Source organism: Lysinibacillus sp. NPDC097868 (genome assembly GCF_044761135.1).
Lineage (GTDB): Bacteria > Bacillota > Bacilli > Bacillales_A > Planococcaceae > Lysinibacillus.
The window spans coordinates 105,915-131,701 of record NZ_JBIWBS010000002.1 but is presented as its reverse complement, the minus strand read 5'-3'; the positions used below and the strand labels follow the sequence as shown (position 1 = coordinate 131,701).

Below are 25,787 nucleotides of genomic sequence, written 5' to 3'. Positions count from 1 at the left end.
CACCTTGTTAGATGTGACTTCCTATGTATAGATATTATAAAGTATCTTCGATTAATCTTACATCTTCTTGTAATGTTGCAATTCTGTCTTCTAATTTCTTAATTTGTAATTCATCGATTTCTGTTGAAGTCGCTTCCAACTCTTTTAACAATTCGATTACTTCTTGTTGTCTTTGAATTGCATCCGCCATACTAACTGGTCTTGGTCTTACTAATGATTCTGAACAATGAAAACCACACACAGGACAATTAGCCTCGAACACAATCTCTTGTTCTAGACCATCTGTTGATAAACGAAGACTATTGTTTATAGTATGTGCAATTGCACCATCAGGACTTGTAGACATTGAGACTGTTGGGTCATCACTTCCTACTGCAAGAAATTCATTTGGACAGTTTTCACATTTTATATTTTTGGTATAAGGCATCATAACTAATCACCTCCCATCTACCTATATCATAGGATAAATGGAACGTATTGTCATTATAAAAAGAGACTACCAACATAGTAGCCTCTCTATAGTGTTGACGACTCCGCAATCGTCTTATTAAGTTGTATGCTTGTTTTCAGCACCCCTTACATTTCCGTGCGCTTTTGAAAACTTATCACAATATCAATTTACTACAGATTTTTGCGAACTTCGCTGGTGTTAAGAAGTTCACTTTTTTAAATTAGGTTTACTTCATGAATACTAACCAATGTGTCTTGCTTCGTTTGTTGCCAAACAGCGGCTTTCTATCAAAACATTTTAATACATCTTTTAAAGGTATCTGGTCTTCATTCCATTTAAAGATTAATGTGCTGTTTGTCTTTAAAACTCGCATACATTCCTTAAATCCCTCAGCAATATCGGAATGCCATGTTTCCTCATTTAACTTTCCGTATTTCTTGGCCAACCATGAATTTTGACCAGCCTTTAATAAATGAGGTGGGTCGAATACAACTAAAAAAAATGATTCATCATCGAATGGCATGTTTTTAAAATCAGCAATTATGTCAGGTTTAACTATTAACTTACGACCATCGCATAATTCAGTTTCTAATTCACGCTCATCCATGAATATCGTGTCACCATTATCTTTATCAAACCAAAACATTTTACTACCACAGCAAGCATCTAATATTTTCTTCTCAGCAATCACACCCATCCTATCCTTTCCGCTGTTTTATCAATAAGAATGTTACGTTTACGTAATACTTTATGGCGTGAAATATACAACTTATCAGCTATATCCTCCCACTCGTAACATCCATCCTTGTCCCAGTATCGCATGTCTACAATGGTACGCATATCCTCATCGAGATCTCGATATAGGTCTTCTACAGTCTTGATGATGCGTTTTAAGTTTTGATAATAGGCATCAATAGCAAGTACCGTAGCTTTCTTGGCTGTAGTATCAGAAATCGTATTACTACGACCTCCAACTAACTCACCTTGTTCATTATGCGGATGCAACAACTCCCACTCACGATACTTTAATTTCTTCCTATATTGCTCCAGTTCAATCCAATATCGTTCGATTGTCTGTATATCACTACGCGATAACGTAGGCATGTGCAGCACCTACCTTGTTTGTTTATTTACTTGTATTGTTGAGTTAAAATAATGACTGCTGTTTGTAACCATACTCTGCAGCAAATGGATTTTTCCATAAAACCTCCACTCGTGATTTTCCTGCAACAGGTTTTCCTAATTTGGTTTCTTTCGTCCAACCTTTGAGTAAATCATTGTAAAGGTTACTGTCATATCCTGATAACAACACTGGACCTGAGTGTTTTAATAAATGATCGATCAAATCCTCATGATCTTTATCAGTCATTTCATTTTCATAAATAGCACCATTTCTAGTAGCTGTTACATAAGGCGGATCGATGTACATTAATACATTTGGCTTGTTGTATCGGTTTATAAGTTTTGTAGCTTCTATGTTTTCGATTTGAACATTCTTTAATCGATCAGCAACCAACAATATATCTTCTGGTAGTTTGTTCCATTGTCTTAAATGGTGGTATTCGTCCATTGTCCCCCTACATTTCCAACCTGAGATCGATCCAGTTTTCACCCTAATGGATTGCCAACATCTGATCAAAAACCTTCTTGCCTTTTCAATATCATCCTCAACATCAACATGAGAATCAATGTATTCTTTTCGTGAGTATGGAGTCCAACAGATCGCTTGTGCCAATTCATTTGGTCTTTCACGAATAACTCGAAACAGGTTTACTACTTCACCATCAATATCATTGATCGTTTCAACTTTTACTGGTTCTTTATTGAAAAGGACAGCGCCGGATCCGAAGAATGGTTCTAAGTATGTTGAATGCTCTGGCATGTGGCTTATAATCCACTCGGCCAAGCTCCATTTTGAACCTGGATAATGTAAAATTCGTGGCACGCCCATAATGTAACCCCCTTACTGCTCTTTTTTTCTACTACTCAAATATTCTTAATCCTTGTTCTTCCTTTTCATCAAAACGTTCAATTTTATTAATAATGTGATGCCATTGTTTAATTTCTGTTGCGTTTAAAATACGAGTGAGTTCACCATGTTGAATAATTGTCTTTTTGTTAGAGCGAGTAAGCACTTTATGTTTATTACGACTAGTCATGTCTTCAACTCCTATTGAAGTTCATTTATTTTCTCCATTCTTCTATTTACATTTTTTCGTTTACCACGAGCGTAGTTTCTTAACGTCGTATCACTAAGCCCTGTTTGTTTTGCTATCTCCGGAATATAGCCAGTTGTGATTAAAATATTATTCTCGTAAAAGTTGTATTTAACTGATAGTCTTTTACACTTGTGACCCAAATCATTACACTTCGTGCGTAAAGACTTCTCTGGCACATTCATAATTTCGGCTAATTCTTTATAGGTGTATTTATTCGCATTTTCTTTAATGTAATTGACCATTTCCTCAGTCCATACTACTGAAGGTTTCTTTCTGTTTTCTGGGTAATCACGATCTTTAATAAGCTTGTTGCTTCGTGGTCTAAGCAACTCTTTCAACTCTTGTCCTAATTGTTTTATCAACTTGCAATTTGAGCAATTCTCAGCATCTTCTGCTGCTTGGCATTTACATTTTGGTGTGAGCACATCGATTCTTTTCAATACTTCAATGCGCTTTTTACGCACGTCTGCATTCATGTACATTCCACACTCCTCTCTCAATCCAGCCCTCGTTTAAATACTGCTGAATCCATTCGAAATCGTAAGGCATGATTATACTTACTTCGCATCCGTCAACGGTCATAAACATTTCGATATACTTTGTAAATGGATTGGGTTTTGCCTTCCACAATCTACCCTGTGGTTGCTTCTTTTTCTTCACCGATTGAACAATAGGAATCCCATTGCGCATGTTCATGAATATCAAAACACCCCATTTTTCAATAAGTCCTTTGCTTGATAATAAAAATGGTAATAAATAAAATTACCGCTATATTTTTTATCCAAATATACAATTTCGAAATTGTAACGATATTTGAAACTGTTAAGCATTCCTAGTAAAGATAAAGGCTTGTACTGACTTCGATATTCCCCACGAATCATTTTCCCGTAGCCATCAGGATCTTCGCATAAAAGAGTGAATGGAATATCCTTTGCACGTATCAATTCATTTTCAAAAGCTGTTTTCGTATCTTTTTGCAAGTTACCAGTGATTTCATCCATATGTGCTTTACGCTCAATTCGACTTGATAGCCAAATATCGCGCTTGATACCAAGTTCTTCATTTGCCGGAATCATTGCAGCATAATCACCTGTTTTAATTGCACGGTTTATGAATGGGATTTCGTGTTTTCGTAAATGCCGCAATATATGGTCATTGACCTGTTCGCGCGTGTCGATAACGATTGTTAATGTTTTTAATACGCTATCAATCTCTTTATCTGTGTATTTATAGTGAATCATTGCGACTCACCTAACAATTCAGGATTTTCGTAGATGTTACCTACCACTACATAAATATTATTTAGTTGGATTCTGGCACCCATATCATTAAGTACATCTGTTTTATTAAAGTGTTCTACAGAAGTGCCCCATGAATGTTTTATCAAAAATTTAAATGCTCCTTCCTCGAAAACGACAGTACCTTTCCAAGTAGCAAATTCATTTTTAAGTAAAACAATATCTCCTTCGTAGATCTCTTTATCGTCCTTATCTTTCAAGCCTGTGTATTGCATAAAAGCGATATCCTCTTGTGGTTCCGTTAAAATCGTATACATTGCATAAAATTCTTGATCCATATCCACCAAATCTTCATGTGAAAGTATTTTATTATCCATCCATGCACGAAACTTAATCTCTCTCATTCTCTTAACCTCCTCTTTTTCGGTTGAAATCAACATCGTACAGACGTTCTAATTACAAACTGGATATATTTATCATCTGTCCTCTAAAACGTCTTAAATCGACTGCAAATCACTTATTTTGATTAGCGTATAAAATAGCACGTTCATATATTTTTTGTTTCAACTCATTTGATTCATCATTTTCGTACTGGCGCCAATCTTCGTAAATATCCTTCCAGCCATTGACTGCCAATTTCGATTGATAATCCATAAATAAATTCAAAGCCGTTTCATCGTGATTTAAGAAGTTGCTTATCAATTCATTTTTTTGCCAACCGCATAACGCCACGATCATTTTCCATAAAGTCAGATCCGCACCTTTCATGTCCTCCACAGATTTGAGATATGCATCTATTTCATCAAAAATTGGCTCGGATGCTTTCAAAACTTCTGCCGGAATATTTTTAGAATTTTTTAATTCAAGGCTGCCGTCCATTTCATCCCGTTCAATAACTCCGCCGAATTTCCAAATTTGCGACAAAACATATAAAACCATTTATTTATATAACCACCTTTGCAATTGGTTACTGAAAACCACGTTAAATAACTAAATAACTCTAAATAATTACTGAAAGTTACTTTAGTAACTCCCTGTTTAACCCTACAGCCACAAGGGATTGAACGATTTTACGTCTCGAAAAGTTAAGTTAGTTACTTGTAAATGGGTATTACGCTCTTATATATACTTATATATTTATTTTTTATTTTTCTATTTAACTGATATTCCAATAACAAAAATAACTAAATAACTATAAAAAGTACTCTAAACCCTTGATATGACTGACTTTCCGAGGGTTAGCTAAAATAGTTACTAAACTAACTGCGAGGTACTAAACGAGCTTAAAACCTGCTTTTTCGGCTTCCTCAGTAACGTTTTCTTGTTGTTGAGTAACCCCTTCCGGCGCTCTCTCAAGCAATGTAATTCCATAAACATACAATTTATTTCCGGCCCCACGTTCCTTTTTGTAACCCTTCGTTTCCAACATCCTATAAAAACTACGATTACCTAAAGTGCGCTCACCCGATTTGTAGCAAAAGCTGTCATATACGTTATAAAGCTCTTTTGCTTCGATTTTAATTTGGTCATTTTCTCTATCTTGGTAGCAGCACTCAATTAAGAAGGGGTCTAATATATCCATATCTGCTTTGTATAACCCTGTCGCTTTCGTAACGATGGCAGGCTCTTTTAATCCATCCTTCTGCCACTTTAAGCAACCTTCAATCGCCCAATTTAAAATGCCTGGCATTTCGAGCGATAACTTTTCAGGTAACTTTTTATCCCGTTGATGAGCTGGCAAATTCAAATCAAATGGAATTAATTTAACGCGGCGCCAAATACCTTCATCAAGTCCACCAATGATTGGTTTATGATTTGTCGTAAAGAACACTTTAAATTCAGGAATGTACTCGAAATATTCTTGTCGTAAAAAACGGGCCAATACTGGCTCGCCACCCGTAATTTGCTTAACAAATGATTCCGAAAGTTTTTCTCCTTCTTCTGATTCAATCGCACTTACAAAACGTGATCCAACAAGTCGGGCAATGTCATTATTAGCTCCTGTATCTTTTTTCTTTATGAACGTGTCTGACTTCGCTTGTTTGCCATATTCGCCTATCAAATCCTTGATTGTATTGATGAAAGTTGATTTACCGTTACTGCCACCACCAACAAGAAACATCATAATTTGTTCTGAAATATCACCTGTTAATGAGTAACCTATTAAACGCTGCATATAATCGGCTAAATCTTTGTCGCCTAAAAATATTTGTTCAAGAAACGCAAGCCATGTTGGGCATTTTGCGCCTTCCACAAATTCAACATTCGCCATTTTCGTTAATCGCTTTTCACGGTCATGCGGTTGTAACTGGCCTGTCTGCAAATCAACAATGCCATTTGCCACATTGAACAAAAATTTGTGCTTATCAAATTCAGCGCGATCACCTGGTACTAATATTTTTAAATCCTTGATAGCAGATTCACGAACATTGTGTTTTTCGCAATGTCGCGCCCATTTTTTCTCTATTTCATCTTCTGATTCACCTAGCTTGCGAACGACCTTTGCAACTAAACGATGCAGCTTACCTTTATCATCAAACTCCCAATACTTACCGTTCCAAACGTACCAACCAACCGATGGAATATAACGAATGATGTGACCGTATTCATATGCAATACGCTCGGCGTTTCCTAAATCGGTCAATTTGAATTTACGAGCTGGCTTTTGCTCGACCTCTTCCACCACATCATCACTGTGGATGGCAAATGAAAATTCACTGTCGTTTTTATGGTCCAATATGGTTGTGGTAGTAGAAGCGATAGCCTTTGCAATGGTACGCTCACCGTATGCTTCACCTGTATCGCCGTATGTGATTCTGTCCCATTTATCACGCATTAGCGAAGTCTCACGGAACATACTATCCATACGTGTAGCGCTTTTACCTGTCCAAAAAGCTAAATGGTTTGCTAATGCCATATCAGATGATGAATGGTCGTCATCGATTAAATGACCGTTATATAATGCGCGAATTTCATCACCATTGCGGCTATTGAACATCTTCTGCCATAGCTGCTCATTTGATAATTTAATTTCATCGTTTTCGTATTCGGAAATATTTACAACACGACCTCGCAAATCACTATCATCAAAATATTTTTCAAGCAATTCGACAAGTTCATCTGTGCGATCAAAAATTTCATTCGAATTTTCTCGGTTGCCAGTCATTGTGAAGTAACGTCCATGCTGATATATCTCTAAACCTAATTTGGCATTTTTACGACCTGTACCACAGATTGATTGTGGTAAGCTGCCACGCACAATGATGTGAACGCCTGTACCACTGACACTAAATTCCGTGTAACTATCAAGCATTTCAATAACATCTTTAGCGAAATCACTAACGGTTGGATTTTCGTGTTTTTCATCATCGCTGGCATAGGTTACGCATTTATCTATATCAATACCGACAAAATTATCACGACGACTGAATACAAAGCCAATTCCATCTGCATTAGAATCTCTATAAAACTTTGCTGCAGTAGGGAAAGTTGACCATGTACGCGCATCATTTGAACGAGCTTCATTGCCGTCAATTTGATATGGAATTTTGGTAATTTTACCGTTATCTTTTTGTTCTGCTTTCCACAATATCCAGTTCGGCATATTGCGAAGTTCAGCAGGAATTTCGTTAAAGTTGTAAGAGATTACTTTCATGTTGTCACCTTCATTCTTTTCAGCATTCTCGTAATGCTTTTCTAGCTAAATCAACACGTTTACTAAAATCCATTAATTCAGATTCAATGCCAAAGAATTTCAATAAATCCACTAACATTTCAATTTCTTTATCGCGGCATTTAATGCATGCTTCTAACGCTCTGTTTTGATTTCCTAACCTATTGTTGTGATGATCAATAGTACGGATAACATGATTTTTCTTTTTAATCGTTGCTTTTAAACGACCATTCTGATTGCGTAACTTTGATTCAATTTCAGTCACTTTGGCACCTCATTCACTGTTTTTGGGTATAAAAAAGAGAAGTCCGCCTAAAACAGACCTCTCTATGAAATTTTATTTAATCGTAGCCATTAACGATTGCCCACTCATTAACAAACTTGAACGGATCATCAAAATGGAACGTCATCCTCATTTACTGTAATTGGACCACTACCTTGTGGCGCTCCTGCTGTCGATTCTTTAAATCCAGTTACTTCCGGATATGTTTTGCCGTTATTGGCTACACGGTGACCAACTGTTACTACCAAGTGCTTACCGACTAATGTGTCTGCCCATTCCTTGTATGAGTTGAAATCCATACCATCTGGGAACTGCGCAGCTTTCGAAATTGCTTGGAAACGCCACATGGCTTTTTCCGTAACTGTGAAATTGTCAAATAAGATTTTTTGCCCTTGGTGCGGTTGGTTAACATCACTACGAATTTCATAATCCACAACAACTTGGTTATTACCTGTGGTAGCTTTTTTCATTTCATAATTGTGGACCGTAACTTCGTAATCACCTTTTGCGACTAACTCAAATCCACCTTTTGCTTCTTCATGATTAATTTTGAACATATTAATTTCCTCCAATTAAATTAATGATTTTATCGACCATAGGTACGGTCATGTTTTCTAGTTGTAAATTTGCTTTAAATTCACAATCTGAAACGATTTTCGCTACTTTATCATCTGTGGAAGACAACTCACGAATTTTAGCTACATTGCTCATACGATTCGCTTCTTCCTCTTCACGTCTAGCACGTTCCTCTGCTTGTACATCTACACCTAATTCAAGGTAACGATAAAGTTTTGAACCAATTTCATCAGTGATAATAAATTCATCACCTTCGAATAAATTTGTAATGTCCTTACTTACTCGAGCAGTATGATCCATGCTGATAGAAAACACTGTGTCAAATTCGTATTCCATATCATCTTTTTGGACTGGCTTCATACCAACCTTTTTAGGTACGTTTTTGCCGTCTACTTGCTCAATTACATAATCACTTTTCACTCGTAGCGTTGTAATCATATGGACATTTGCAGTTGTTAAACCTTTTACTAACTTGCTAGATTCCGGTGCAAGCTTACCCCAGTTTTGAAACGAGTTACCTTGCATGCCACCATGAGTTTCAACAACTCCACCTTCGCCTTGCCATTGATGCGAAAGGCTGTCCACAATTATTACCTCTACCCCTTGTTGCATTAATAATTTAATTGCCATGTTGTAACGTTCTGTATTAAACGGTGGCTCAAAATCTATATATTTGAACGAGCCTATTGTGATTTTTCCATGCGTCTGTCCAACATAATTAAGTAACCGTCTATGTTCCGTATCTGCAGCACCAATCTTCTTCCACAATTCTTCTTCGGGTAAATCGGGATGTGCTTCTTTTACAATCCCATAGGCTAGAAGTAAAGCAGATAATGATTTACCACTACCTGATGGACCAACTAATCCAATTAAGGCTTTCTGCTTTTCGCGTATTGCATTAGCTACTTGCATACCTTCCACACTCCTTTGCTATTAAAATGGCACTTTTTCATCAGGTACTTCGTTTTTCTCTCCTACCCCTGCAAATGGATCTTCGAATTCTGGTAAATCTTCATTCTCTGCATCCACTTCTTCAATAGTTAATTGACCATCTGGCGCATCATTATCCGGCTTACCTTCCATTACCTCTTTAGGTGTGCCGTATTGGTACGTTAGGTCAACTAAGAAATACTGACCGTATTTGTTGTATTTCTCGCTGATTTTGTTCATGATTAACGCTTCGTTTTCTTTAGCAGTTGTTACAATTTCTTCTGCTTCTTCGCGTGTATCTGCATAGTGCTGTTCTTTTTGATTGAGTAATTTTTTCAAGTGGGTTTCCTCCTATATTGTTTCAACTTTAAAGGTTGTATTTTTTGGCTTGATAGTTACACCTGGAACATCCTGCCCGTTTTCATCAATGACTTTTTCAACACCATCAATTTCTACGACTTTAAGTGTTTTCTTGAATTCGCCCCATTGTACTTCTTCGACGGTTTTAACAAGCTCTTTTTTATTAGCTTTTACAAATTCTAATAACTTTTCTTCATCAGCATTAGTCGGCTTATCAGGTTGTGCTGAAGATGTAGTTGATTTCGATTTACCGTATGGCGTAGAAATTGTTTTCTTCTTTGGATTTTCAGCCAATTCTTTTGTATGGTATTCAGCAATTAAATGTTGGAAAAATTCAACAGTATTAATATGAGATTTCGATTCATCTTCTTGCCAACGTTTGATGCGGTCATATTCAGCATCTGCTAGAGCTTGATTTTTCTTTAACTCCGCTTGTGCATTAGCAATTTGACGAAATGCCCAATTTAGACTTTCGAGATTGGTAATTTCATAACGTTGTTTAGTTTCCTCTGTTTGTTCGCCTTCCACAATTTCTGGTGCTGGCGCTTCAAGTTCATACTTGCGTAATGAGTTACCCATTTATTCAACACCTCCATAAATAGCGTTAGTGTCGTTGATGATTGTGTACCAATCTGTATTTGGTAAATCACCACCATTAGCGAAGTTTCCGCTATCCACAATCTTCAAATTCCCATCTTTATCTTCTAGGGTTAAGACTTCATAATTCCAATATTTATTAAGGATTTGTCCTACAGCTACTGTAGGCTGCACCACCTGTTCAAATTCACTCACATCAAGACCAAGCGCTCGTCCTAGTGCAATGGCTTTTCCAATGTGTTCGTTGAAAACGTCAGATGGATTACATTTTGCAAGTCCTTTGAAAATCAATCTTTTACTAAAGGCTCCGTAGATTAATACAGTTACTGCACGTTTCTTTTCGTTTACATAGAATTTTGGTCTTACACATTGATTTTGATGTAAGCCGATAGTTGTATGAAAAGTTTCGTGTTCACCTACAATATTTTTAACAAATGTTTTCGCCTTCTCAATAACTGCAGTACGTTGTTGATTTGGTGTTAGTGGTTTGGATTCGATTAGTTCGTAGACAGTTACGTTTTCAGGTGTACGTCCAAAACCTTCTTCGTAAACTCGGTATCTTCCATTTTTGTTTGTTAAAAATCTAGGCTCGCCCCATGCTTCAATAACTCCATATGGCTTCCCAGCGGTAATCGCGTTTTCATTCGTTTTTTCAGCATGTTCTTGAGTAAATACAACAACATCTCCAATTTGCGCTTCACGATCAACATTGCGATATTGCTGACCTTCAAATTCGATGATGTCCTCCACAGAATTAGTTGTGGAAGGCCCCTCCGGTGTACTATTTATAACAGTCGTTAACTGTGGACGTTCACGTAATTCATGGACGATTAGCTTTAATTCAGCTACTTCGTTTTCTAATACTGCGATACGCTCATTTTTCGTCTTTGTCATTTCGCATCCTCCTGTGGTACAATACCAGTGTCATTTTTAATTTTTACTTGCTCGCCATTGGTTGCCGCCTTTGACGAGTTTTTTTGAGCCTCAATTTGGGCATTCTCTGCATCCTGAATGTCTTGCCAATAATCTGATTCTCTGTCATATAAATCAGCGTGTGTGTAGCCTATACGCATTTATTCACACCTTCCAAAGTTCTCCGTATTCCAGCGCATAACTCTGTAATTTCGCTATCGTGTACTTTGTTTATTCCTCTGATTGAAAATAATTGATTCTGTACACTTTCAAGTCCTTCACGTAGATGTTTATTTTCTTTTTGTGCATCTAATTTCTGTTCACCAATTAAATCGATTGAAAAATTCTTTTGGTCGATGATTTCACGTAAGCGACCTAATTCTTTAGCAACAGTATGAAACAAAACTTCATCAACTCTGCTACCATCATTTTTGTACTGCTCTAACATTTTCAAAGCATCCAATATTATTCACCTCCCCTCAATTATCAGCAGCACGTTTAAGTGCCAATGTTTTAAGCAACGTTGTATACAACACTTCGCTTAGCGGTTGTTCATCAATACTGTGGATGTCCAATTTTTTCAACTGTTCAATGACTGCATTACGCTGTAACTGTTTCATCATCGACATTGGCGTAATATCCCTCCGTGAATGCTTTGACTTCTTCTACTGCATCAATCCAACCAAGTACACGTTGCTGTTTAAGCTTGTATTCTCGTTGCTTGATTGATAGATGATTGTCAAACGGTAAATCCGGCTCACCTTCCATTGCTTCAATTGCAATTCCTGTTAGCTCTTTGCCTTCCTGTTCAATCATTTCATCAAGATGAGATATAAGCTTGTTGTTGCCTTCCACAATCCTTGCTTCGAGTTCTGGAAATTCAAGCAACTCACCCAAGTTTTCAACTGCAACATGTGGATCTCTAACATATTGGCTTTGTGATTTTTCGATAAAACGTTCTTCTTTGCCATTTTCATCAACTGCATAAACTGTGGAAGGCTCTCCCGTTGTGTGATAATGAATTGATAGAACTGACAACTTAGTACCTTTAACATTCAAAACTGCTCTCATTTTTATTCCTCCTTATATTTCCTTTCTGTTAAACTATTGGTAGAAAGGTGGTGTTAAAATGACTATAGAAACACATGAAAATAAATATCTAAAGAATTGTTTAAGATGTAATCATGAGATTACTGATTTAACTGAAGATCACATTTATTGCACTCAATGTGGTTCACCAATTCGCAATGAATGTACTGGAACTTTATCCTTCACTACTGACATCAACGAACCTGTAGAGCATGATTTTGATGGTGAAGAAGAATTTGTTCTAAATCCTGATGCTGCTTATTGTCCAAAATGTGCTTCACCTTCTCTTTTCAATCAAGAACAATTAATTGAAGTGAAGTATGCAAAGCTTGAATTAGTTAAACAAACTGGATTTAAGATTAGTGATGAAATTCCTTTTGGATAACGGCATTTTTTAATTCAAGTTTTGATCCACAACGTGTGCAATACATAGCTTCTTCTATGTGAAATTCTTTACTGCACACGTTGCATTTACATTGCTTAGTTTCAGCAAACATTTGTTTTGCTTTCTCCACTATCTCAACCTCCAATAGATTGATAGTTTTATTTGTAACGCACTGCTACAGCTTTATTAATCGCGTTGCTGATTAAAGCTAATCGTTGTTCAATCGGTAATGCTAGCCATTCGGCTACTTTGATTTTCAATTGATTTCACCTACCCCTTAAAAATGCTGTAAAAGTTATCTTCTAAAAACTGCGACATTTTGCTAGCTTGAAATGCCCATTTCTCGCCAGACGCATTCGGATAATGTACAAACTTTTCTAATTGCTTTTTGAACTTCGGGATGAACAATAAATTATTTTTCAGCCACAAGTGCCCTCGCCCTGTTCGGCATTCTAGTTCATCCATTGTCCAATAGCGCCCAGATAATTGTTCCTGTTGTAACTTTTCAAATTTTACTTTCTCAACAAGGATATAGTCGTCAGGTACTTGTACTATTAAATTGACCTGTAGTTGTTGCAAATTGAGCACCCACCTTAAATAGATAAGATTTTTCGAATGTGTTTAATATGTTCCTGTGCCTTTGGGCCGTCTTTACGCCCACGAATTATGTCTGACAGATAAGCATTTGAAATACCCACCATTTCAGCTAATTGTTTTTGACTCATTTTTCGTTTGAACATCTCTGATCTAACTTGTGCTCCTAAATCCTCTGACATGTCATAGTCTCCTTTCTATTAAACAGTTCATTCGAAAGCCATTTGGCTATTACAACTGTCGATTTCAATCTGCAATATTGTGGAGGGCCTCCATAACTGGATAAATCTTAACGCCTCTGCGTATTTAACTTTTGGTATATCTCCATAACGTGGAACCTTGAAATAATGTTTGAACTCATTCCAAAATGCTGAAAATACTTTTTTACTAATCTCTTGATAAGCAACCGAATCTTTACCACCTAAAGCTTGTACAATTGATTGTTTAGCAGCCTGTTGTATTTCTTGTTGTTGGAGTGAATCAATTCGCATACTACCTTTTAGGTAGTCCACATCTGTTTTGATTTCAGCTAATTCCATCTCATGTTTTAAAGCTGTTTCCAAAAGGGCTACCGTACTATTTACTGGCAACTTTTTCTCCTGCTCCAACTCTTCAATGTGTTTGATAACTTTGTACCGAGTTACAGCATCGTATTTTAATGCCAATTGCATAGCCCCATCTTTGCCAAATTCGTAGCAAGGTCTTTCTTGTTTGTTTTTGTCTAAATAAGAGCCGAGTGCAAAAATGCGTTGGGCTATTTCCTCTCCTAATTCATCAACTTCTTTGCGAATATCACGCATTACATCAGCGTGCCTTTTACCTGTTAACTCTGCAATATTCAAACTTGTCATTTGAACATCAGCTTTCATTAATTGATTCAAATTGTTTTCCTCCTTCCAATTACCTTTCTGTTACAATTTGGATAGAAAGGTAGGTGATAAAAAAATGTTGACTTACAAAGAATGGTTGTTGAAATTCATAGGTGTTAATTTGCCTATTGGCGATATAGCTGCCGAAGTAGAGTTAGATAATGAATTCCCAAATTCAAAGGATTATGAAGTTATTCGTGAATTCGTTGAATCTAACTACTCTGAAAGCTTTATAAGAGTTTTTGAGTACAGCTTTAAGATGTTTTACGATAGTACTCAGAAAAAATTTTAATACTCTTGATACTTTCTACGACCAGTAATTACATTAGCTAGACCATCTTGACCTATAACATTTCTTTCTTTCAATCTACGAGATGCTTCATTCGCTACTGCCGTTAACAGTTCCGAACGTCGTATCTCGTTTTCTGTTACAAATGAGTTCATTCCGTTTTCGACTGAATATTCAACTGCTTGTTCAAATGCTTGTTTGAGATTCGCAAATACATCTTTATCCTCCACACTTCTCACTCCTTTAATCTCCATTAACGTTGCTACCGTCATATCAGCTATAAGTCAGAATAGTTATACCGTCATTGGCTCGGTATCACAGCGCTTTACTTAATTGGAAAATTTTTAAGCTAAATTATTCGCTAATCTGTTGACCTAAATTAGCGCACATGCTATTATAAACGCATAGCTAAATAAGACTTTTCAAAAGCCTTTAAACCAACATTTAAACCGTTCCCCAACGAAAAATGTTTTTAAATAGGTCGTATTTTTTATTGTCTTTTTAGCCAATTAATTAGCTTATGAACACAGTATATTAACATTCTCGCTATTAGTCAACTATAAATAGCGTAAATGCTAAAATATTTTTTTCATAGGCTTCCGAAAGGTTGATATCAGTGAGTTTAGTAGAAAGAATAAAAATTCTGTGTAATGAAAGAAAAATTACTTTTGCAGAAGTTGAAAGAAATGTTGGTATTTCTAATGGACAAATTCGAAGATGGGATACATCCTCACCTAAAATAGACAACGTAGAAAAAGTAGCTAATTATTTCGATGTTAGCACTGACTACCTATTAGGTCGTACAGATAAAAGACGTTACTATGACCTAACTGAAAAAGACGAACTTACTATTCAAAGAGAACTTAAGAAAAGAATTAATGGTGAGGACGTAGAAAATGCATTTGCAGCCTTTGATGGAAGAGTTTTAGAAGATTTAGACGAAGAAGACAGAGAGTTATTAATTGCTTCTTGGGAAAATACTTTACGTTTAACTAAACGCATAGCAAAACAGAAGTTTACACCTAAAAAATATAGAGATTAAAGTACGGTGGTGTTTGTGGTGGATATTAAAAAGATTGTGGCGCAGTTAGTTGAAAAATACGATACAAGGGATCCTTTTATGTTGGCTGATCTACTAGGTGTAGTTGTTATTTATGAACCATTAGGGTCTATATACGGCTATTATAGTAGATCCCACCGTACAAAAGTAATTCATATCAATGAGAATTTACCATCTAAAAAACAACTATTAACCGCTGCTCATGAACTCGGTCACGTTGTTCAACATCCAGAAGCGAATACTGTATTTCTTAAGAAAAATACATTGTTTTCTACGGATAAATTAGAAATAGAAGCTAACACTTTTGCTGTCGAGCTATTATTACCAGATGAATTATTTAATATTGAAAATTGTTCAGGCTTTACCATCTATGATGCAATTGAAGAAAAAGGAGTTCCAAGAGAGCTACTTTCTTTAAAAACTATAGATGGTAAAAAAATTTTACCCTAAAAAGAACAAACATTCCCATTAAAGGTGGTGATAATTAAAATTGGGATTAACTAGATTAAATTATAGAAAGGAGAAATTAATGTGGCAAGTTTTCAAAAGCGAGGTAAAACGTGGCAATACACTATTAGTAATGTAGTGGATGGTAAAAGCAAGCCTATTCGTAAAAGTGGATTCAGAACAAAGCCAGAAGCAGTTGCAGCAGCATTAGAAATAGAAATGAGTTTATCAAAAGGGGGAAACGTGGTAGTAAAAGATCGGTCGTTTGTGGACTACTTCACTACTTGGATTGAAGTGTTTAAAAAGAATCGACACTATACTACTTACAATCGGTACATTAACTCACTTGATTCAGTAAAAGAATACTTTGCAGATAAACCAATACAGAAAATTACTCGGCAGAATTACCAATCTTTTATAAACGCATACGGAACTGGAAAATCAAAAGAAACTGTACGTAAATTGAATACCCATGTAAGAGCCTGTGTTAAAGACGCGGTACTCGATGGGCTAATATTACACGATTTCACACAAAAAATCGAATTACATTTTACTGTAAAAGCAAAAAAAGAAACGGATAAATATTTAGATTTTGAAGAAAGCCGAAAATTATATACTTATTTACTGGAGCACTTAGAATCTAAAAATTTATCTTATTATATGCTACTGTTAGCATTAACGACAGGTGCTAGGTATGGAGAGCTAGTAGGTATCACAGATAATGATTTTGATTTTGAAAATAATATATTAGACATTAATAAAACATGGAGATATAAAAAAGATGATAAAAACGAGTTCGGGGATTTGAAAGCCGATAGTAAGCCTCGAAAAGTTGCTGTAGATGAAGATGTAATGCTAGTGTTCAAGGAATTACTATCCACGTTGCCAGAAAGACCTCACAATTTAGTTTTTTATTCTTCAGCAAGCAAAAAGATGGTTGTGACTGGAAACGCCGTAAATAAAGCTTTGAATAATGTTTTAGATAGTCTTGAATTGGATAAAGTAACAATACATGCATTAAGACATACACATGCTTCGTCTTTATTATTTGCTGGAGCAACTATACAATACGTATCTGAACGACTAGGACACGCTGATATTGCAACGACATATAACACGTACACACACGTACTGAAAGAACTTAAAGAAAAAGACGAAAACATTGCATTAAATCTTTATAAAAAAGAAAGTATAATCGAATCAGAAAATGTGTAAAACTTGTGTAAAGTGTTTTAAAAAAGTTAGATAGACTTAAACAATCTCGATAAGATAAACCATGCCACAAATCCTTATATATCAACGTTTTTAAAGGTTATTTAATTTTTTTAAAACACTCTTTAAAACTTTAAAAACGCCCTCGGAGGGAATCGAACCCCCAGTGCAAGAACCGGAATCTTACGTGTTATCCATTACACCACGAGGGCAATTGAACATAAAAAAAAAGTACTCACTCTTAGGCTTTACGGTAAAGCATCATGTAGATAATCCTCATTGTAGAAGCATACCTGCAAAATAGTGTACTGTACTTTTACTTACGACCTTTCTATTATACAAACATATTGCCCATAATTCAACTATAAATATTAATTTTTATTATGGATTTAATTTCTTAATATCAGCGTTAATATTTGACCTTCCCTGACTATAATGTGTATGATAAGGTTACAACTGAAATATAATGGATGATTTCAGTAAAAGTAATCGAATTTAGCTTTTTAAGGAGGATTTAACATGAATTTAATTCCTACAGTTATTGAACAAACAAGTCGTGGTGAACGTGCTTATGACATTTATTCACGACTACTAAAAGACCGTATTATCCTATTAGGAAGTGCAATTGATGACAACGTTGCAAACTCAATCGTTGCGCAGCTTCTATTTTTAGAAGCAGAAGATCCGGATAAAGACATTTCTCTTTACATTAACTCACCAGGTGGTTCTATTACAGCTGGTATGGCAATCTACGATACAATGCAATTCATCAAGCCAAAAGTACAAACAATTTGTATTGGTATGGCTGCATCAATGGGTGCTTTCCTACTTGCTGCTGGTGAACCTGGTAAGCGCTATGCATTACCAAATGCAGAAGTAATGATTCACCAACCACTTGGTGGTGCGCAAGGTCAAGCGACTGAAATTGAAATTGCTGCAAAACGCATTTTATTCCTTCGTGAAAAATTAAATGGTATTTTATCTGAGCGTACTGGTCAGCCACTAGAAGTCATCTCAAGAGATACTGATCGTGATAACTTCATGACAGCTGAACGCGCAAAAGAATACGGCTTAATTGACCATATTTTTGTACGCAACGAACGCTAATTAGAAAAAACCGTTAAGTCCATGTGACTTAGCGGTTTTTTTATGTGTGCCAGTCACTCAAACAATTCTCAAACAATTTCCAGGCTAGCCAATGACTTTAATACATGCAATACGAGACGCAACAATTCGTGCGCCAGAGAAGGTTGCGGAGTATGTGTGTGCCCGCGGAAAGCGGAGTGGATTTTTTCTTGCTAAGTGGCAAGCACTCAAACAATTAGAATAAGCGATGACTCCTGGGGGGACAGCACAAAACGTAAGAGGCAACAATCCGCGCGTTAACGAGGATTGCGGCTTACGGTGTGCCCGTAGAAAGCAGCTGCCCGTAGCGGAAATCAACGGCGGCAGATAAAAAACCTCTAAGTACAAATGACTTAGAGGTTTTTTTGTTTTTGATATGCTAAGCATGGTTTTGCTTAGTCTTCTTTTTCTATAAGAGCAGCTAATGATGTAACCGCTTGCTCTGCATCGCTACCTTCACTGCTTAAAACGACCTTGGTACCTTTAGCAATAGCTAAGCTCATTACACCCATAATGGATTTGGCATTTACTTTTTTCTCGTCTTTTTCAAGAAAAATATCAGCACTAAAACGATTTGCTTCCTGTACAAACAACGCCGCTTGTCTAGCTTGTAGTCCTAATTTTAATTTTACCTGGACTGTTTTCTCAGTCATTCGCAATTCTCTCCTTCACTACCGTTCATCTATTAGTTTTATATTACCGCACTTAGCAGCAGAAGAACAATAAGCGTTTGCATTAGCTTTCTGTCTTTTGTATGAAAGCTTAACCGCCTATTTTTTCACCTCTTCTTAATGCATCTGCTATTTCGTCTATTTTACGCAATCGATGGTTAACTCCTGATTTACTAACCGTTCCACTTGAGACCATTTCACCAAGTTCTTTTAACGTTACATCTTGATATTCCACACGTAAGCGTGCAATTTCACGAAGCTTTTCAGGCAGCTGATCCAGCCCAACTGAATTTTCAATAAAGCGGATATTTTCTACCTGGCGTAGTGCAGCGCCTATCGTTTTATTCAAGTTTGCTGTTTCACAGTTTACAATACGATTTACACTGTTTCGCATATCGCGTAATATACGAACATCTTCAAATTTCATCATTGCTTGATGAGCTCCGACAATGTTTAAAAAATCGGAAATCTTTTCCGCTTCTTTTAAGTATGTCACAAAGCCCTTCTTTCGTTCAATTGTTTTTGCGTTCAACTCAAATTCATTCATCAAGTCCATTAATGCTTCACCGTGTTCTTTATACAAAGAATAAATTTCTAAGTGATAGGCAGACGTTTCTGGGTTATTTACCGAGCCACCTGCTAAAAATGCTCCACGTAAGTAAGCTCTTTTATGGCCACTCTTTCTAATAAGCTCTTTAGAAATCGTGTGATTGAATTGGAAATCATCCGAAATTATCGCTAAATCAATGAGTAACTCACGCGCCCCTTCTCGCACACGACATATATAAACGTTGTTCTTTTTCAAACGCATTTTTTTTCGTACAAGTAGCTCGACGTTATATGGATACAACTTCTTCATAATTGTGTAAAGCCTTCTAGCGATTGCAGCATTTTCAGTTTGCACGTCTAAACTAAGTTGCTTGTTAGCAAAAGATAATGAACCATTCATACGAATTAAAGCAGATACTTCTGCTTTCATACAATAATCGTCCGCTTCTACTTGCGTCAGCTCTTTTTTCGTTTCTGAAGCAAATGACATATTACGCCCTCCTTTCGACCTTTATTTCTATGTATATGTTCATCTTACCATATACAACAAGCATTCTTTAGGACTCTATTGTAGGCTTCCTTACTTTTTCGGTAAGATTTTTGCATAATCCACAAGCCATTGTGCTACATTTGCAGCATTATGGCGAACTGTCCCATCTGGTCGAATGGTTGCAATATCACGTTTTATAACCTCTAATCCCATACTTTCAAGCTTACCAACATCAAATGTTACGGGCTCCGCACATTCTTCTTTATACAGCTCTTTAACTGGGTGCGGAAGTTGTTCATCATTTACTAAAATAGCATCAATAAAAGAATCTCCAACATGTTTGAGAATAGCTTCAACATGGTCACCTGCTGTATAAGAAATCGTTTCACCTTTTTGGGTCATTAAATTACATACATAAATTTTTCGTCCCTTGGCTCTTACTACAGCTTCTCCAATTTCTTTTACTAGCAAATTAGGAATAATACTCGTATATAAGCTTCCAGGTCCTATTAAAATATAGTCAGCTCGATTAATTGCTCGTATTGCCTCCGGTAGCGGTTGCACATTTTCAGGCACTAAAAAAACGCGATTAATGCGCTTTCCGGCAGTTGGAATTTTTGACTCACCTTCAATTACTACCCCATCTTCTAATTCGGCATTTAAAGTAATTTTTTTATTAGCTGCTGGGATTACTCGACCATGTACTTTTAAAACTTTTCCCATTTCACTAATAGCATGGCTAAAATCCCCAGTTATATCGGTTAAGGCCGTTAACATTAAATTGCCAAGAGAATGACCATTTAAATCCTCTGATACCGAAAAACGATATTGAAACATTTGCTCAACGAGTGGCTCCACATCTGATAATGCAGCGATGACATTACGAACATCACCAGGCGGAGGGATATCGTAATCATCACGTAAACGTCCTGAGGAACCACCATCATCCGCAACTGTTACGATTGCAGTGATATCAAACGGGTGATGCTTTAAACCACGTAGTAACGTAGAAAGGCCAGTACCACCACCTATTACAACTAGCCTTGTTTGCTTTTTCCCCATTCACTCAATCCTTTCTTCGATTGATGTCACGGTGCGATATCACAGCATTTTCTTTTTTGGCTAAGCAAGCACCAAAATATTCTGCTAAAGTCACCGAACGATGCTGTCCTCCTGTACAACCAAAAGCAATGACAAGTTGTGATTTCCCCTCTTGTTTATAAAGCGGTATCATAAATTCAAACAAATCCGTTAGTTTTTGTATAAGAATTTGTGTATCCTCTAACGCTAATACATAAGATGAGACTTCAGTTTGCAAACCAGTTTTAGGGCGCAATTCCTCCACATAATAAGGATTTTTTAAAAAGCGCACATCAAATACTAAGTCTGCATCTATTGGCATACCATGTTTATATCCAAAGGACATAATATTAATTGAAAAAGTATGATCTGCATCACTTGCAAATTCTTTAACGATTTTCTCGCGTAGCTCTTTTGGTTTCATGTTAGACGTATTATAAACGAAATTAGCGCGACCTTTTACTTCTGATAGAAGTACGCGTTCTTGTTTAATACCATCTAGCGGTAAACCAGTTACAGCTAATGGATGTGCACGTCTTGTTTCCTTATAACGTCTTACAAGCGTTGCATCATCTGCATCTAAAAATAAAATGCGGACAATGATGTCGCCTTCTTTTAATATATGGTCAAGCGCACCAATAAGCGAATCAAAAAAGTTGCCGCCACGCATATCCATGACAGCTGCAATACGTGTAATATTTTTACCTGAATCCCTAAGTAAAGTTAAAAAAGTCGTGAGTAACGCTGGTGGTAAATTATCAATACAGTAATACCCTAAATCCTCAAAGCTTTGAATAGCTACGGTCTTCCCAGCTCCAGACATTCCTGTAATAATGACCAATTCATGTGTACATTGTTGACTTTCAACCACCACTGTCATGCAGCTCCTTTATTGTTCTATTGATATTTGTATTTTCTCATGAAGCAATTCAAAATCCTTCGTGTATTCGAATGTGCCGTACTGAATGCCTGATTGCGAAACAGCAAATTGTAAATTTGTTCGATCACCTTCAGCCATCGGCAAATGTTTTAAATCCCCAACTGGGTGCCATGCAAGCTTACCTTCTCTTGTTTCTTCGAATGGTACTCCTTCTATATCTTTCGCCATAAAAGTATATAGCATCCATTCATCCACCTTAACGTTATCTTCTTTAATAATCATCGTATATACACCCTTTAGATGCGCGTTCAATGGTATTACATTTGTTTCTTCCTGAAACTCACGTAAAGCAGCCTCGTAAATCGACTCACCGCTCTCCATTTTTCCGCCTGGTGCTACATACCAGCCCCGTCTCGGCTTTTGAAGTAATAATACTTTGCCGTCTTTTACGGCAATTAAGTTTGCAATTCTTTGCATAGACACACCTCTAATCTCTTTTGCATTATATTTTTTATTATAGCAAGACCTATCAGAGTTTGTCTTCATTTCACAACTATGGTATCTTGCGCAAAAAATCGATTATTTTGAATCATCATTAAGGATTTTTGTTTCTTTTTCATAAAGGGTCGTCGTACTCCCAATGACAGTTATTTTACACGAATAACCATACTTATAGTATACAGTTTTCTATTGTTAGACATGACACATTCAAAAATAATAAGCCTATGCATCAGGCTTATTATTGCGTATAACTCTTCTTCGCTTTCCACACAACACAAGGTTAGCCGCAACTGTCACGATCGCGCGCTTTGTTCCGTCTTACTTTTTGTGCTGTTGTCACAGGAATTTGAAGCGATAGAGTGAATGACATTTAAATTCAGAATTGTTTGAGTGACTGGCACTGAATTCAGAATTGTTTCAGTGCCAGTCACTAGCACAAATATCAAAAATAGGTTGCTCCCACCTAATTAGGCGGAAACAACCTACTAAAAAAATAAAAGGGGGATTGCTAATTACACTCTAAATAATACACCTTTTATATGTCATTCAAGTTACAGCAATATTAAAACCGTATTAAAAAATTGTATTTTTTTCCGGTAATAACGGCCAATAGCAACCAGCTTTTTATCGCTGTATGCGGTCATTCAATACGAACTTTTTTTAGGCCTATTATGCGTTAATTTTTTCTAATAACTCTTCCACATAATGTTGTGCTGCTTGTGCTGCAATACTACCGTCGCCAGTCGCAGTTACGATTTGGCGAAGCGATTTTTCACGTACATCTCCTGCAGCAAAAATACCTGGTACTTTAGTTTCCATATTATCGTTAGTCACAATATAACCAGCTTCATTTAAAATTCCTAATGCTCCAAAAGGTTTTGTTAATGGAAGCATACCAATATAGATAAATACGCCATCAGCATTAAATTCTGATTCTGTGCCGTCAACAGTTGATTGTAATGTAACGCTGCCTACTTTACCGTTAGCATCGTTAATTTCTTTTACTGTTGCATTCCAAATGAAATCAATTTTTTCGTTGGCAAATGCACGATCTTGTAGAATTTTTTGAGCACGTAATTTGTCACGACGGTGAACAATTGTTACTTTATCAGCAAAACGTGTTAAATAAACACCTTCTTCAACAGCTGAATCCCCACCACCTACGACAACGAGATTTTTTTGTTTAAAGAATGCACCATCACATACTGCACAATAGCTGACACCGCGTCCACCAAGTTCTTTTTCACCTGGTACACCCATTTTTTTATATTCTGCACCTGTAGAAAGGATAATTGATCGTGTTTTATATTCTTTAGCACCAGATTTAATGATTTTGTATTCTTCTCCATCGATGATTTCTGAAACATCACCGTATGCATACTCAGCGCCAAATTTTTTCGCATGGTCGAACATTTTAGTAGATAGCTCAGGCCCTAAAATAGTATCAAACCCTGGATAATTTTCTACTTCTTCTGTATTCGCCATTTGTCCGCCAGGAATACCACGCTCAATCATTAGCGTTGAAAGGTTTGCACGTGATGTATAAACAGCCGCAGTCATGCCGGCAGGTCCTGCTCCGATAATTACAACATCATAAATTTTTTCTTCTGACATACATACTTCCTCCTAAACTTGTAAAACTTTTTTATAATAACGTTAGTATGTTCATCGTATGTGAAAGCATTAAGTTATTCAACTTTGTTGCTCACAGACTAAATTTAACTCGTTGGTAAAAACATTAACATTTCTTCAATATATTTAGATAATGTAGACACAGAAATCCCATACTGCTCTGCAATTTCTTTTTTCGTCACCTTCAACATGCGAGATGAGCGGAATAAGAAATCATTTGCACCTGCAATGGCCGCAGGATTTGTAAAGCGATAATTTTCACTAAGTGCTTGTTCACAAAGCACAAACCACATTTGAAACATCGGTGCAACTAATGTTGTCATTTTCCCATATTGCTCTAATAATATCTCTGATACACGGACGGCTCTTAAAAAGCTTGCCTCGACTTTGTTTTTTTCATCAAACTGATGACCAAGTGCATAAGCTAAAAAAAGCTTTTCGAAAGCACCAAATTGTTCAACATCTATCCATTTAGGATGAGCAATGATTTCCTGTTTATGCGCTGTACCTTTTAGTAAAAACAAACCGAATAGGCGATCACTTATATATTCACTTTCAAGTTTAGATACAATGAAGTCACGATCATGTTCTAATGCGTCAAGCTCATATGTATTTTCATGCTGACGCCAAGGTTCAAAGCCCTCTTTCTCTGGATCAAGCTCAAGTAACTGCTCCCAAGCACCCTTTGAAATTTCATCATAGCCAGAGAAATACGCCGCATGCGATAACCAAAAGTAAAATCCTGGATCACCTAAATAGCCACGTTTTTGCATGCTTCGTAGCCATTTAAAGGCTATTTCATATTGACCAATAAGTGCAAGCGTTGCACCTAGTTTATAACGATGATCCCAAGCATATGGCTGTATTTTCACCAATACTTCTAACAGGGCATTTAATTCCTCATCATTTTTCTCGTAATACGCAATAACCGTTAAATTGCATAACGCATGTAAATTCCCTTTATTTTCACGCAGTACAGTGTTTAGGATTGCTTTTGCCTGCTCTGCTTCACCGACATAAAAATAAGCCAAAGCTAAATTATTGTATGCAGACCAAAATTCTGGTCTATCTTCTACTAGTTGTTCTAAAATGTTTATCGCTTCTGGGAAATCTCCCTTTTCCATACAACGACGAGCTTGCTCCTGACGATATAAATCCTCGCCACTGCCTTCAAGCTCTTCATAATCATCTTGTTCAAAGGCTACAAACTCCAATATTTCTGCCGCTTCATCTGCATAAGCACCCTCAGGTTCCATTTCTAAGTATTGCTCCGCAAAGCGTTTGGCATCTTGAATAATGCCGACGCACCCAGACACCTCCGCCATATAGAAAATTATTTCCGGCTCATTTGGATCTAATTGATAGGCACGACGAAGTAAATCATAGGCTTCTTCAAAACTTTGACCTTCTAATTCTACAATCGCTAATTGCAATAAAATCATTGGATCATCTGGACTTAAATCAACAGCACGCTGTAAATATTTATAGGCTTTATCCATCTGTCCGCTATTCATCGCTTGAATTGATTTTTTATAATAATAGTCGCCTGTTGGAATGAACGATACGACATTCGTTTGCTTCTCTTTTTGACGTTTCTTTTCCAAAATATTTCCTCCGAAACAAGAAATAAGGAACGCATCATACGTTCCTTTTTACAGTAACTTATATTATACCA

General features: G+C 36.6%; 38 protein-coding genes and 1 tRNA gene. 6 read left to right on the top strand and 33 right to left on the bottom strand.

Features of this window, described 5'->3' with window-relative positions:
* Positions 1 to 34: 34 nt before the first annotated feature.
* The 21 genes from ACIQXJ_RS15515 to ACIQXJ_RS15415 all read right to left on the bottom strand — a co-directional run bounded on the left by ACIQXJ_RS15515 (position 35) and on the right by ACIQXJ_RS15415 (position 12,310).
* Positions 35 to 430: a hypothetical protein gene (locus ACIQXJ_RS15515; protein WP_403055341.1), complete on the bottom strand. Its 396-nt coding sequence runs from the start codon at positions 428 to 430 to the stop codon at positions 35 to 37.
* 247 nt (positions 431 to 677) lie between these two features.
* Positions 678 to 1,148 (bottom strand): SAM-dependent methyltransferase, encoded by a 471-nt coding sequence (locus ACIQXJ_RS15510; protein WP_403055343.1) that lies wholly within the window; start codon positions 1,146 to 1,148, stop codon positions 678 to 680.
* Positions 1,139 to 1,555 (bottom strand): transcriptional regulator, encoded by a 417-nt coding sequence (locus tag ACIQXJ_RS15505; protein WP_403055345.1) that lies wholly within the window; start codon positions 1,553 to 1,555, stop codon positions 1,139 to 1,141. Before ACIQXJ_RS15505 ends, ACIQXJ_RS15510 begins: the two co-directional genes overlap by 10 nt.
* Positions 1,556 to 1,598: 43 nt before the next feature.
* Positions 1,599 to 2,402: a DNA adenine methylase gene (locus tag ACIQXJ_RS15500; protein ID WP_403055347.1), complete on the bottom strand. Its 804-nt coding sequence runs from the start codon at positions 2,400 to 2,402 to the stop codon at positions 1,599 to 1,601.
* A gap of 31 nt (positions 2,403 to 2,433) precedes the next feature.
* A complete protein-coding gene (locus ACIQXJ_RS15495) occupies positions 2,434 to 2,610 on the bottom strand; it encodes a hypothetical protein (RefSeq protein ID WP_403055349.1) in 177 nt (58 codons plus the stop codon).
* 11 nt (positions 2,611 to 2,621) lie between these two features.
* Positions 2,622 to 3,146 (bottom strand): hypothetical protein, encoded by a 525-nt coding sequence (locus tag ACIQXJ_RS15490; RefSeq protein WP_403055351.1) that lies wholly within the window; start codon positions 3,144 to 3,146, stop codon positions 2,622 to 2,624.
* Positions 3,127 to 3,366, bottom strand: a complete 240-nt coding sequence (locus ACIQXJ_RS15485; protein ID WP_403055353.1) for a hypothetical protein — start codon at positions 3,364 to 3,366, stop codon at positions 3,127 to 3,129. The genes ACIQXJ_RS15490 and ACIQXJ_RS15485 overlap by 20 nt, the downstream gene beginning before the upstream one ends.
* A gap of 5 nt (positions 3,367 to 3,371) precedes the next feature.
* Positions 3,372 to 3,911: an ERCC4 domain-containing protein gene (locus ACIQXJ_RS15480; RefSeq protein WP_403055355.1), complete on the bottom strand. Its 540-nt coding sequence runs from the start codon at positions 3,909 to 3,911 to the stop codon at positions 3,372 to 3,374.
* Positions 3,908 to 4,312, bottom strand: a complete 405-nt coding sequence (locus ACIQXJ_RS15475; protein WP_403055357.1) for a YopX family protein — start codon at positions 4,310 to 4,312, stop codon at positions 3,908 to 3,910. The genes ACIQXJ_RS15480 and ACIQXJ_RS15475 overlap by 4 nt, the downstream gene beginning before the upstream one ends.
* Positions 4,313 to 4,421: 109 nt before the next feature.
* Entirely contained in the window at positions 4,422 to 4,847 is a 426-nt protein-coding gene (locus ACIQXJ_RS15470) for a hypothetical protein (RefSeq protein ID WP_403055359.1), read from the bottom strand.
* 334 nt (positions 4,848 to 5,181) lie between these two features.
* Entirely contained in the window at positions 5,182 to 7,563 is a 2,382-nt protein-coding gene (locus tag ACIQXJ_RS15465; protein ID WP_403055361.1) for a phage/plasmid primase, P4 family, read from the bottom strand.
* 19 nt (positions 7,564 to 7,582) lie between these two features.
* Positions 7,583 to 7,846: a hypothetical protein gene (locus tag ACIQXJ_RS15460; RefSeq protein WP_403055363.1), complete on the bottom strand. Its 264-nt coding sequence runs from the start codon at positions 7,844 to 7,846 to the stop codon at positions 7,583 to 7,585.
* 128 nt (positions 7,847 to 7,974) lie between these two features.
* Entirely contained in the window at positions 7,975 to 8,421 is a 447-nt protein-coding gene (locus ACIQXJ_RS15455) for a DUF669 domain-containing protein (protein ID WP_403055365.1), read from the bottom strand.
* Between the two features lies 1 nt (position 8,422).
* Positions 8,423 to 9,352: an AAA family ATPase gene (locus tag ACIQXJ_RS15450; RefSeq protein WP_403055367.1), complete on the bottom strand. Its 930-nt coding sequence runs from the start codon at positions 9,350 to 9,352 to the stop codon at positions 8,423 to 8,425.
* A 21-nt stretch (positions 9,353 to 9,373) separates the two neighbouring features.
* Positions 9,374 to 9,709: a hypothetical protein gene (locus tag ACIQXJ_RS15445; RefSeq protein ID WP_403055369.1), complete on the bottom strand. Its 336-nt coding sequence runs from the start codon at positions 9,707 to 9,709 to the stop codon at positions 9,374 to 9,376.
* 12 nt (positions 9,710 to 9,721) lie between these two features.
* A complete protein-coding gene (locus ACIQXJ_RS15440; protein WP_403055371.1) occupies positions 9,722 to 10,309 on the bottom strand; it encodes a host-nuclease inhibitor Gam family protein in 588 nt (195 codons plus the stop codon).
* Positions 10,310 to 11,221 carry a hypothetical protein gene (locus ACIQXJ_RS15435; RefSeq protein ID WP_403055373.1) on the bottom strand — a complete coding sequence of 304 codons (912 nt, stop codon included), beginning with the start codon at positions 11,219 to 11,221 and terminating at the stop codon, positions 10,310 to 10,312. It lies immediately after the preceding gene.
* Complete coding sequence (locus tag ACIQXJ_RS15430) at positions 11,218 to 11,400, bottom strand: hypothetical protein (RefSeq protein WP_403055375.1); 183 nt, start codon at positions 11,398 to 11,400, stop codon at positions 11,218 to 11,220. The genes ACIQXJ_RS15435 and ACIQXJ_RS15430 overlap by 4 nt, the downstream gene beginning before the upstream one ends.
* Positions 11,391 to 11,702: a hypothetical protein gene (locus ACIQXJ_RS15425; RefSeq protein ID WP_403055377.1), complete on the bottom strand. Its 312-nt coding sequence runs from the start codon at positions 11,700 to 11,702 to the stop codon at positions 11,391 to 11,393. Before ACIQXJ_RS15425 ends, ACIQXJ_RS15430 begins: the two co-directional genes overlap by 10 nt.
* A gap of 16 nt (positions 11,703 to 11,718) precedes the next feature.
* Positions 11,719 to 11,868 (bottom strand): hypothetical protein, encoded by a 150-nt coding sequence (locus ACIQXJ_RS15420; RefSeq protein WP_403055379.1) that lies wholly within the window; start codon positions 11,866 to 11,868, stop codon positions 11,719 to 11,721.
* Positions 11,840 to 12,310: a hypothetical protein gene (locus ACIQXJ_RS15415; RefSeq protein ID WP_403055381.1), complete on the bottom strand. Its 471-nt coding sequence runs from the start codon at positions 12,308 to 12,310 to the stop codon at positions 11,840 to 11,842. The genes ACIQXJ_RS15420 and ACIQXJ_RS15415 overlap by 29 nt, the downstream gene beginning before the upstream one ends.
* A gap of 58 nt (positions 12,311 to 12,368) precedes the next feature.
* On the opposite strand from ACIQXJ_RS15415, the gene ACIQXJ_RS15410 reads away from it, so the two are divergent.
* Entirely contained in the window at positions 12,369 to 12,713 is a 345-nt protein-coding gene (locus ACIQXJ_RS15410) for a hypothetical protein (protein WP_403055383.1), read from the top strand.
* A 270-nt stretch (positions 12,714 to 12,983) separates the two neighbouring features.
* On the opposite strand, the gene ACIQXJ_RS15405 is transcribed toward ACIQXJ_RS15410, so the two are convergent.
* The 3 genes from ACIQXJ_RS15405 to ACIQXJ_RS15395 are packed head-to-tail and all read right to left on the bottom strand — an operon-like array spanning position 12,984 to position 14,188.
* Complete coding sequence (locus ACIQXJ_RS15405) at positions 12,984 to 13,292, bottom strand: DUF771 domain-containing protein (protein ID WP_403055385.1); 309 nt, start codon at positions 13,290 to 13,292, stop codon at positions 12,984 to 12,986.
* A gap of 14 nt (positions 13,293 to 13,306) precedes the next feature.
* A complete protein-coding gene (locus ACIQXJ_RS15400) occupies positions 13,307 to 13,489 on the bottom strand; it encodes a helix-turn-helix domain-containing protein (RefSeq protein WP_403055387.1) in 183 nt (60 codons plus the stop codon).
* A 27-nt stretch (positions 13,490 to 13,516) separates the two neighbouring features.
* Entirely contained in the window at positions 13,517 to 14,188 is a 672-nt protein-coding gene (locus ACIQXJ_RS15395) for an ORF6C domain-containing protein (protein ID WP_403055389.1), read from the bottom strand.
* A 64-nt stretch (positions 14,189 to 14,252) separates the two neighbouring features.
* On the opposite strand from ACIQXJ_RS15395, the gene ACIQXJ_RS15390 reads away from it, so the two are divergent.
* Positions 14,253 to 14,468, top strand: a complete 216-nt coding sequence (locus ACIQXJ_RS15390) for a YozE family protein (RefSeq protein WP_403055391.1) — start codon at positions 14,253 to 14,255, stop codon at positions 14,466 to 14,468.
* On the opposite strand, the gene ACIQXJ_RS15385 is transcribed toward ACIQXJ_RS15390, so the two are convergent.
* Positions 14,465 to 14,695, bottom strand: a complete 231-nt coding sequence (locus ACIQXJ_RS15385) for a hypothetical protein (RefSeq protein ID WP_403055393.1) — start codon at positions 14,693 to 14,695, stop codon at positions 14,465 to 14,467. The genes ACIQXJ_RS15390 and ACIQXJ_RS15385 overlap by 4 nt on opposite strands.
* 386 nt (positions 14,696 to 15,081) lie before the next feature.
* Between ACIQXJ_RS15385 and ACIQXJ_RS15380 the strand changes: the two genes are divergently transcribed.
* The 3 genes from ACIQXJ_RS15380 to ACIQXJ_RS15370 all read left to right on the top strand — a co-directional run bounded on the left by ACIQXJ_RS15380 (position 15,082) and on the right by ACIQXJ_RS15370 (position 17,187).
* Positions 15,082 to 15,507, top strand: coding sequence for a helix-turn-helix domain-containing protein (locus tag ACIQXJ_RS15380; RefSeq protein ID WP_403055395.1), 426 nt, complete (start codon positions 15,082 to 15,084; stop codon positions 15,505 to 15,507).
* Positions 15,508 to 15,525: 18 nt separating this feature from the next.
* Positions 15,526 to 15,975: an ImmA/IrrE family metallo-endopeptidase gene (locus ACIQXJ_RS15375; RefSeq protein ID WP_403055397.1), complete on the top strand. Its 450-nt coding sequence runs from the start codon at positions 15,526 to 15,528 to the stop codon at positions 15,973 to 15,975.
* 81 nt (positions 15,976 to 16,056) lie between these two features.
* The gene (locus ACIQXJ_RS15370) at positions 16,057 to 17,187 is read left to right on the top strand and encodes a tyrosine-type recombinase/integrase (RefSeq protein WP_403055399.1); all 1,131 of its coding nucleotides are present in this window, start codon (positions 16,057 to 16,059) and stop codon (positions 17,185 to 17,187) included.
* A 137-nt stretch (positions 17,188 to 17,324) separates the two neighbouring features.
* On the opposite strand, the gene ACIQXJ_RS15365 is transcribed toward ACIQXJ_RS15370, so the two are convergent.
* Positions 17,325 to 17,396 (bottom strand) — tRNA-Arg (locus ACIQXJ_RS15365).
* 307 nt (positions 17,397 to 17,703) lie between these two features.
* Here ACIQXJ_RS15365 and clpP point away from each other — a divergent pair.
* A complete protein-coding gene (clpP, locus tag ACIQXJ_RS15360; protein ID WP_024363901.1) occupies positions 17,704 to 18,291 on the top strand; it encodes an ATP-dependent Clp endopeptidase proteolytic subunit ClpP in 588 nt (195 codons plus the stop codon).
* A gap of 413 nt (positions 18,292 to 18,704) precedes the next feature.
* Here the strand turns inward: clpP and ACIQXJ_RS15355 are convergent, their stop codons facing one another.
* From ACIQXJ_RS15355 to ACIQXJ_RS15325, 7 genes are all read right to left on the bottom strand, one after another.
* Complete coding sequence (locus ACIQXJ_RS15355; protein ID WP_173479449.1) at positions 18,705 to 18,962, bottom strand: HPr family phosphocarrier protein; 258 nt, start codon at positions 18,960 to 18,962, stop codon at positions 18,705 to 18,707.
* Between the two features lie 109 nt (positions 18,963 to 19,071).
* The gene (gene whiA / locus ACIQXJ_RS15350) at positions 19,072 to 20,019 is read right to left on the bottom strand and encodes a DNA-binding protein WhiA (protein ID WP_401014563.1); all 948 of its coding nucleotides are present in this window, start codon (positions 20,017 to 20,019) and stop codon (positions 19,072 to 19,074) included.
* 90 nt (positions 20,020 to 20,109) lie between these two features.
* Positions 20,110 to 21,081 carry a gluconeogenesis factor YvcK family protein gene (locus ACIQXJ_RS15345; protein ID WP_401014560.1) on the bottom strand — a complete coding sequence of 324 codons (972 nt, stop codon included), beginning with the start codon at positions 21,079 to 21,081 and terminating at the stop codon, positions 20,110 to 20,112.
* Positions 21,082 to 21,085: 4 nt separating this feature from the next.
* Positions 21,086 to 21,979, bottom strand: a complete 894-nt coding sequence (rapZ, locus tag ACIQXJ_RS15340) for an RNase adapter RapZ (RefSeq protein ID WP_403055401.1) — start codon at positions 21,977 to 21,979, stop codon at positions 21,086 to 21,088.
* A gap of 9 nt (positions 21,980 to 21,988) precedes the next feature.
* Entirely contained in the window at positions 21,989 to 22,456 is a 468-nt protein-coding gene (locus ACIQXJ_RS15335) for an NUDIX domain-containing protein (protein WP_340822515.1), read from the bottom strand.
* Positions 22,457 to 23,149: 693 nt separating this feature from the next.
* Complete coding sequence (trxB, locus tag ACIQXJ_RS15330) at positions 23,150 to 24,094, bottom strand: thioredoxin-disulfide reductase (RefSeq protein WP_402764159.1); 945 nt, start codon at positions 24,092 to 24,094, stop codon at positions 23,150 to 23,152.
* 104 nt (positions 24,095 to 24,198) lie between these two features.
* Positions 24,199 to 25,716 (bottom strand): tetratricopeptide repeat protein, encoded by a 1,518-nt coding sequence (locus ACIQXJ_RS15325; RefSeq protein WP_403055403.1) that lies wholly within the window; start codon positions 25,714 to 25,716, stop codon positions 24,199 to 24,201.
* Positions 25,717 to 25,787: the final 71 nt, after the last annotated feature.